General features: G+C 63.3%; 6 protein-coding genes. All 6 read right to left on the reverse strand.

All coding sequences use genetic code 11. From position 1 onward, the window contains the following. Positions 1 to 135 precede the first annotated feature (135 nt). Entirely contained in the window at positions 136 to 972 is an 837-nt protein-coding gene (gene fghA / locus AC1D34_RS31455; protein ID WP_441488231.1) for an S-formylglutathione hydrolase, read from the reverse strand. Positions 973 to 1,104: 132 nt separating this feature from the next. Beyond that, the gene (locus tag AC1D34_RS31460; protein WP_476826343.1) at positions 1,105 to 2,217 is read right to left on the reverse strand and encodes an S-(hydroxymethyl)glutathione dehydrogenase/class III alcohol dehydrogenase; all 1,113 of its coding nucleotides are present in this window, start codon (positions 2,215 to 2,217) and stop codon (positions 1,105 to 1,107) included. 235 nt (positions 2,218 to 2,452) lie between these two features. Beyond that, positions 2,453 to 3,322, reverse strand: a complete 870-nt coding sequence (locus AC1D34_RS31465; RefSeq protein WP_476826344.1) for an outer membrane protein — start codon at positions 3,320 to 3,322, stop codon at positions 2,453 to 2,455. A gap of 220 nt (positions 3,323 to 3,542) precedes the next feature. Beyond that, positions 3,543 to 4,886 (reverse strand): phosphoglucosamine mutase, encoded by a 1,344-nt coding sequence (gene glmM / locus AC1D34_RS31470; protein WP_113513340.1) that lies wholly within the window; start codon positions 4,884 to 4,886, stop codon positions 3,543 to 3,545. Continuing rightward, positions 4,883 to 5,161 (reverse strand): hypothetical protein, encoded by a 279-nt coding sequence (locus AC1D34_RS31475; protein WP_476770885.1) that lies wholly within the window; start codon positions 5,159 to 5,161, stop codon positions 4,883 to 4,885. Before AC1D34_RS31475 ends, glmM begins: the two co-directional genes overlap by 4 nt. Before the next feature lie 23 nt (positions 5,162 to 5,184). Further along, complete coding sequence (gene ftsH, locus AC1D34_RS31480) at positions 5,185 to 7,110, reverse strand: ATP-dependent zinc metalloprotease FtsH (RefSeq protein WP_113513338.1); 1,926 nt, start codon at positions 7,108 to 7,110, stop codon at positions 5,185 to 5,187. Positions 7,111 to 7,317 lie beyond the last annotated feature (207 nt).

Consider the following 7,317-nt stretch of genomic DNA (forward strand, 5'->3'; position numbering starts at 1 on the left):
CGTGAAGAAGGAGCGTTCCGCGATCGCAGAGCGGCTCGATGGCATGATTGCTTCCCCCGCATGCGGAACGGTTACGTTCATCAACACGGGGCGGGCCAGTCCGTTCCCGGCGCCTGGGAACGGCTGCGATCCACGTCAGGGGGTCAGGCGCTGGGCGTGCCAGGAGATGTGCTGCGCCATGAAAGTGGAGACGAAATTGTAGGAATGGTCGTAGCCATCCCGCATGTGGAGCTCGAGCGGAATACCTGCGCTGACGCAGGCCACTTCGAGCAGCCACGGCCGCAACCCCTCCTGCAGGAAGCCGTCGGCCGTGCCCTGGTCAACCAGGAGGTCCTTGACCCGGTGGCCGTCCGCGATCAGCGCAGTACTATCGTAACGCCGCCAGCCCGCCTCATCGGAGCCGAGATATTTTTCAAAGGCCGGCCGCGACCAACCCGCCGTCGAAGGCTGCGTGATTGGTGCGAAGGCTGAGACCGAATGAAAGCGATCGGGATTTTTCAGCGCGAGGGTGATCGCGCCGTGCCCCCCCATGGAATGGCCAAAGATGCCCTGCCTGCTCATGTCGACGGGAAAGTTGTGAGCGACGATCTCGCTCAGCTCTGTGAGGAGATAGCTCTCCATCCGGTAGTTTCGGGCATAGGGCTCCTGGGTCGCATCGAGATAGAAGCCCGCACCGGAGCCGAACTGCCAGTTGTCGGGCTCGTCCGGCACGCCGTCGCCGCGTGGCGACGTGTCCGGGCATATGATCGCGATGCCGTTCGCGGCCGCGGCAGCGCGGTACTCGCCCTTGTCCATGACGTTCTGGTGCGAACAGGTCAGCCCCGACAGATACCAGAGCACCGGAACCGGGCCATCTTCGATCTGTGGCGGCAGGAAGATCGCGAAGGTCATCGGACAGGCGCAGACCGCGCTCTCGTGTCGGAAAACGCGCTGCGAGCCGCCGAAAGCCTTGGAGTTCGAGAGGAGTTCCATGATGTCCCTTTCGGTCGTTCGCGACGCGCAGTCCAAGCCTGATCCACATCATCATCCCTGCCGCGGTGAAGCGGAGATCAGGGATGATGACGGGTTTCCATGGAGGGTCGATGCGGCGGAAGAGCGGCCGGCTCAGTACACGACGACCGAGCGAATCGACTTGCCCTCATGCATCAGGTCGAATCCGTGATTGATCTCGTCGAGGCTGAGCTTGTGGGTGATCAGATCATCGATGTTGATCTTGCCCTCCATGTACCAGTCGACGATCTTCGGCACATCGGTGCGCCCACGGGCGCCACCGAAGGCTGTGCCTTTCCAGACCCGCCCGGTGACGAGCTGGAACGGCCGGGTCGCGATTTCCTTGCCGGCTTCGGCAACCCCGATGAYGATCGATTCACCCCAGCCGCGATGGCAGCATTCCAGCGCCTGGCGCATCACGTTGGTATTGCCGGTCGCGTCGAAGGARAARTCGGCGCCGCCGCCGGTCAGATCGACGATCGCCTGCACCACCTTGTCGTTGCCGATCTCGGCCGGATTGAYGAASYCGGTCATGCCGAATTTCTCGGCCATGGCGCGCTTGCCGGGATTGATGTCGACACCGATGATCTTGTCGGCACCGACCATGCGGGCACCCTGGATGACGTTGAGGCCGATGCCGCCGAGCCCGAAGACCACGACATTGGCGCCGGGCCAGACCTTGGCGGTGTAGWTCACCGCGCCGATCCCCGTCGTCACGCCGCAGCCGATATAGCAGATCTTGTCGAAGGGCGCGTCCTCACGAACCTTCGCCAGCGCGATCTCGGGCAGCACCGTGAAATTCGCGAAGGTCGAGCAGCCCATATAGTGGAAGACCTCGCCGCCATCGCAGGAGAAGCGCGATGTGCCGTCCGGCATCACGCCCTGGCCTTGTGTCGAGCGGATCGCGGTGCAGAGATTGGTGCGGCGCGACAGGCAGCTTTTGCAGCTGCGGCATTCCGGCGTGTAGAGCGGAATGACGTGGTCGCCTGGCTTCAGCGTCGTGACCCCGGCGCCGACCTCGCGCACGATGCCGGCGCCCTCATGGCCGAGGATCGCCGGGAACTTGCCCTCTGAATCGAGCCCGGAAAGCGTGTAGGCGTCGGTGTGGCAGATGCCGGTCGCCATCACCTCGACCAGGACCTCGCCCGCCTTCGGGCCGCCGATCTCGATGGTTTCGATGGTCAGCGGTTTTCCGGCCTCCCAGGCAACGGCGGCGCGTGTCTTCATGATCATATCCTTGCAGAGGGCCAGCGCGAACGGCGATGGCGCGTGGGCTGGAAGCCTGGTCAGTGGAGGCGTGTCCCGACTGCGAACGCCTCGGCCAAGCACAAATAGGGCGAAGGGATGGAGGCTTTGTCAACGCGGCCCGACTTGGAGCCTCACAGTCTTGCGGAGTTGCGAAATGCAAACGGCGCGGATCGATGATCCGCGCCGTTCCTTACGAAACTGGAAAGCCAGCTGGTCAGTACTTGCGCACGACGGGCGCCTGGTAGGCGACCGGAGCCGGAGCCGCGCAGCAATCGGGATCGCCGAAATTCCAGCGCATGCCGATGCGGATGTCGTGGCTCTGGATGTCCTTGGCCTTCAGCGGCCCATAGGATTCCGTCAGGAATGCATTTTGAATGCGCCCAGACTGGGCWTCGCCCAGATTGAGGTAGCGATACCCAACTTCAAGGGTCAGGTTCTTGTTCACCTCATAGCCGAGCCCCGCCATGAGCGCCCAGGCGACGCCGGAACGGGTGCCGTTGCTCGCGGTGCCCAGCGTCGGGGAAACCGGACCGAAAGGCTCATTGGCAAACACGATGCCCTGTTCGGTCAACCCCGAGATGCGGTTCTGCGCATAACCGATACCGGCGCCGATATAGGGCGTCAGGCAGTTCCAGGTGCCGAGATCGACATAGGCGTTGAACAGGGCCACCATCGAGGAGAGGTTGCCCTTGTAGGTATTTGTCTGGGTGCCATTGGCGAAGGAGTTGAAGAGCTTATCATTGACCCCAATCGTCCCTCCGCCGCGATACTCCCATGTACCATCGATGCGGAACCAATTGTTGAAGCGGTAGCCCACGCCGACGCCACCGAAAAAGGCCGTTTGATCGGTTTTATTGAAAAGCACGCCGCCGACAGCCGCAAGGTCGTCCTGCTGGTACTTGCCGACGGTCTGCAAACCGACACCTACATCACCGCGCAAATACCAACCGGACCCAATCGTCCCGCGCAGGGCAACAGGCTCAGGCGGTGGAGGCAGCAGAGGGGCGAGGTCGGCAGCAGAGGCCACTGCGGAGCCTCCGAAGGCCATGGCGCCCGCCAGCGCGAGAATTTTCAGGCTGCCCATGGCAGAGTCCCTCGAGTTTGCGCGACGCGATACTCAGCTCGCGCGTGTTACCGACGGGAAGGACCCTGGCACGAATTCCTTAAACGACGCTTAACCTTACCGCTTAACCACGAAATCTCGTGCAAACGAGCAAACTCTGTGCATTCTCAAGGTGGAATGCACAGGGACCTGCCCTAGCTTCAGGATGATCCTTGACCGAAAACGCAGCCCGCCGGCTACGTCAGGCTGCGGCCTTGGTCACCGCATCGACGATGTCATCGACAGCGCGCATCACCAGGTCGCGGTCATCGCCTTCGGCCATCACCCTGATCACCGGCTCAGTGCCTGACGGACGAATGACGAGACGCCCGCTATCCCCGAGCATTTGCCTGGCGGCCTCGATCGCGTTGACGACCGGCTTCTCCGTCAGGGGCTGGCCCTGCTTGTAGCGCACGTTCTTGAGGATCTGCGGCAGCGGCTCGAAGCAGTGGCAGACTTCCGAGACCGGCTTGTCCATCCGCTTCACCACCGCGAGCAGCTGCAGCGCCGCCACGAGCCCGTCTCCGGTCGTCGCATAGTCGGAGAGGATGATATGGCCGGATTGCTCGCCGCCAAGGTTGAAGCCGTTCGCCCGCATATGCTCGAGCACATAACGGTCGCCCACAGCGGTGCGCTCAAGACTCAGGCCGAGTCCTGCGAGATAACGCTCCAGCCCGAGATTCGACATCACGGTCGCGACGATGCCAGGCGCCGAGAGACGACCGTCCTCCTGCCAGCTGCGCGCAATTACGGCCATCAGCTGGTCGCCATCGACGGCATGTCCCTGCTCGTCGATGATCAGCACGCGATCAGCGTCGCCATCAAGGGCGATGCCGATATCGGCGCGCAGCTCGCGCACCTTCTGAGCCAAGGCATCCGGCTTGGTCGAACCGACATCCTTGTTGATGTTAAAGCCGTCCGGCTCGACCCCGATGGCGATGACCTCGGCCCCGAGCTCCCAGAGCGCCTCGGGCGCAACCTTGTAGGCGGCGCCGTTGGCGCAATCGACGACGATGCGCAGCCCGTCGAGATTCATGTTGCGCGGCAAGGTGCGTTTGGCGAATTCGATATAGCGCGCATGGGCGCTGTCGATGCGCTTGGCACGGCCAAGCATCGCAGCCTCCGAAAGCTGCGCTCCGAGATCGGAATCGATCAGGGCGGCGATCTCGCTCTCGACCTCGTCATTGAGCTTGTAGCCGTCGGGACCGAACAGCTTGATGCCGTTATCCTCATAGGGATTGTGCGACGCCGAGATCATCACGCCGAGATCCGCGCGCATCGAGCGCGTCAGCATCGCGACCGCCGGCGTCGGCATCGGACCGAGCTGCAGCACATCCATGCCGACCGAGGTGAAGCCGGCGATCAGCGCCGTCTCGATCATGTAGCCCGAGAGCCGCGTATCCTTGCCGATCACCACGCGGTGGCGGTACTCGCCGCGCCGAAACGCGATACCGGTTGCCTGGCCGACCCTGAGCGCCAGATCGGGCGTGATCACGCCATTGGCGCGGCCGCGGATGCCGTCGGTTCCAAAATATTTGCGCGTCATATCCAGTCGATCCAGATGGCGGCCATGATGGGAGCTTCGCGGACAACCGGGGCGCGGTTGCAACCAGCCCGCTCCCGGCCCTGTTGAGTTCTTCTATAGCGGGACATGCGTTCCGCCTTGTCACGTTTTATGACGAATTTTATCATGGGCAACGCCGCCGGAACGAAGACGGGAACGACCGCGCGGGTCTCGTCCCCAACTCGGTCACACGCAACAGCCCCACCTAACCATTGATCGCAGGCAAAGAAAAAGGCGGCCAATATGGCCGCCTTCATGTGTCAGGTCCGACCGAGGCCGTTCAGACCAGCGGCTGCGGCTCCAGACCAGCGTCAGGCTCGTCGCGCTTACGGCCGCGGCCGGCACTCGGCACCGCCGAGCCGCGCGGCGCCGACGGCGTATCGTCAGCATCGCGGGTCGGGCGCTTGCCGGCGATCAGATCGCGGATCTCGTCGCCGGTCAGCGTCTCGAACTCGAGCAGCGCCTCGGCCACGTGGACGAATTCCTCATGGTGTTCGTTGAGGATCTTCTTGGCGTCCAGATAGCCCTGGTGGACGAGCTTGCGCACTTCGCTATCGATCTTCTGCGCGGTCGCTTCCGACACGCTCTGGGTCCGGCCCATCGACATGCCCAAGAAAACCTCTTCCTGGTTGTCGCCATAGGCGACCAGGCCGAGTTCATCGGAATAGCCCATCTGCGTTACCATGGCCTTGGCCATCTTGGTCGCCTGCTGGATGTCGCCGGTGGCGCCCGAGGTGATGTTCTCCTTGCCGAAGGTGATCTCCTCCGCAACGCGACCGCCCATGGCCACCGCGAGCTGCGAGGTGAACTCCTTGAACTTCATCGAATAGCGATCACCCTCCGGCAGGAACTTCACCATGCCGAGCGCGCGACCGCGCGGGATGATCGTCGCCTTGTGGACCGGGATGCCGGCGGGGACATACAAGCCCACGATGGCGTGGCCGGCCTCATGATAGGCGGTCAGCTTCTTCTCTTCCTCGGACATCGCCATGGATTTGCGCTCGGCGCCCATCATGACCTTGTCCTTGGCATCCTCGAACTCGGCATGGGTGACCATGCGCTTGCCGCGGCGAGCCGCCAGCAGCGCCGCCTCGTTGACGAGGTTCATCAGATCGGCGCCCGAGAAGCCAGGTGTTCCGCGCGCCAGGATCTTGAGATCGACATCGGGAGCCATCGGCACCTTGCGGACGTGCACGCGCAGGATCTTCTCGCGGCCGGCGACGTCGGGATTCGGCACGACGATCTGGCGATCGAAGCGACCGGGGCGCAACAGCGCCGGATCGAGCACGTCCGGGCGGTTCGTGGCGGCGATGATGATCACACCCTCATTCGCCTCGAAGCCGTCCATCTCGACGAGCAGCTGGTTCAGGGTCTGCTCGCGCTCGTCATTGCCGCCGCCGAGACCGGCGCCGCGGTGACGACCGACCGCATCGATTTCGTCGATGAAGATGATGCAGGGCGCGTTCTTCTTGGCCTGCTCGAACATGTCGCGCACGCGGCTCGCGCCGACGCCGACGAACATCTCGACGAAATCAGAACCCGAGATCGTGAAGAACGGCACATTGGCTTCGCCGGCGACGGCACGCGCCGTCAGCGTCTTGCCGGTGCCGGGAGGACCGACGAGCAGCACGCCGCGCGGGATGCGCCCACCGAGCCGCTGGAACTTCTGGGGATCGCGCAGGAATTCGACGATCTCCTGCAGATCCTCCTTGGCCTCGTCGATGCCCGCGACATCCTCGAAGGTGACGCGACCATGCGCCTCGGTCAGCAGCTTGGCCTTGGACTTGCCGAAGCCCATGGCGCGACCAGCACCATTCTGCATCTGCCGGGACATGAAGATCCACAGGCCGATGAAGATGACGAAGGGCAATGAATTGACGAGCAGCGCCATGAACCAGGGCGTGCCCTCCGACGGAGCACGCGCCGAGACCTGGACCCCCTTCTGCGCCAGCGTCTTCAGCAGAGCCGGGTCGCCATAGGGAGCGTAGGTGACGAAGCTGCGGCCGTCCGAAAACGTGCCCGAAATCTCCTGGCCTGCGACCACGACATTGGAAATCCGCCCGGCTTCGCTCTCGTTGATGAGCTGGCTATAGGGGATTTCATTGGTGCTGGTGCGTTGGCTCGGGCTCTGGAACAGCGTCACGAGCGCCAGAACCAGCAGGAAAATCACCACCCAGAGGGCAAAATTACGGAAGTTCGGATTCATTCTCTGTCCGATCGGGCCGCCCGGTCCAACCGGAAAGGGCCAAGGGTTTCAGGCGTTAATCTAGGAGCGGCAAAGCCCCTTGCCAAGGGAAACAGCAGATTTGAACCAGGCTCATCGCGACGCAGGGTGAACGCCCCGTCTGCGCGCCGGTTCCGGCGCCAGCGTCAGGACACCGTCCCGATCGAGCGCGAGTACACACCCCGATAG

It is taken from the genome of Allobosea sp. P1_A7, from assembly GCF_056406775.1.

What these genes read in the sequence shown, in the direction of transcription:
- ftsH (WP_113513338.1), bottom strand. Translation starts at nt 7,110, where the DNA reads ATGAATCCGAACTTCCGTAATTTTGCCCTCTGGGTGGTGATTTTCCTG.
- fghA (WP_441488231.1), bottom strand. Translation starts at nt 972, where the DNA reads ATGGAACTCCTCTCGAACTCCAAGGCTTTCGGCGGCTCGCAGCGCGTT.
- glmM (WP_113513340.1), bottom strand. Translation starts at nt 4,886, where the DNA reads ATGACGCGCAAATATTTTGGAACCGACGGCATCCGCGGCCGCGCCAAT.
- AC1D34_RS31475 (WP_476770885.1), bottom strand. Translation starts at nt 5,161, where the DNA reads ATGAAGGCGGCCATATTGGCCGCCTTTTTCTTTGCCTGCGATCAATGG.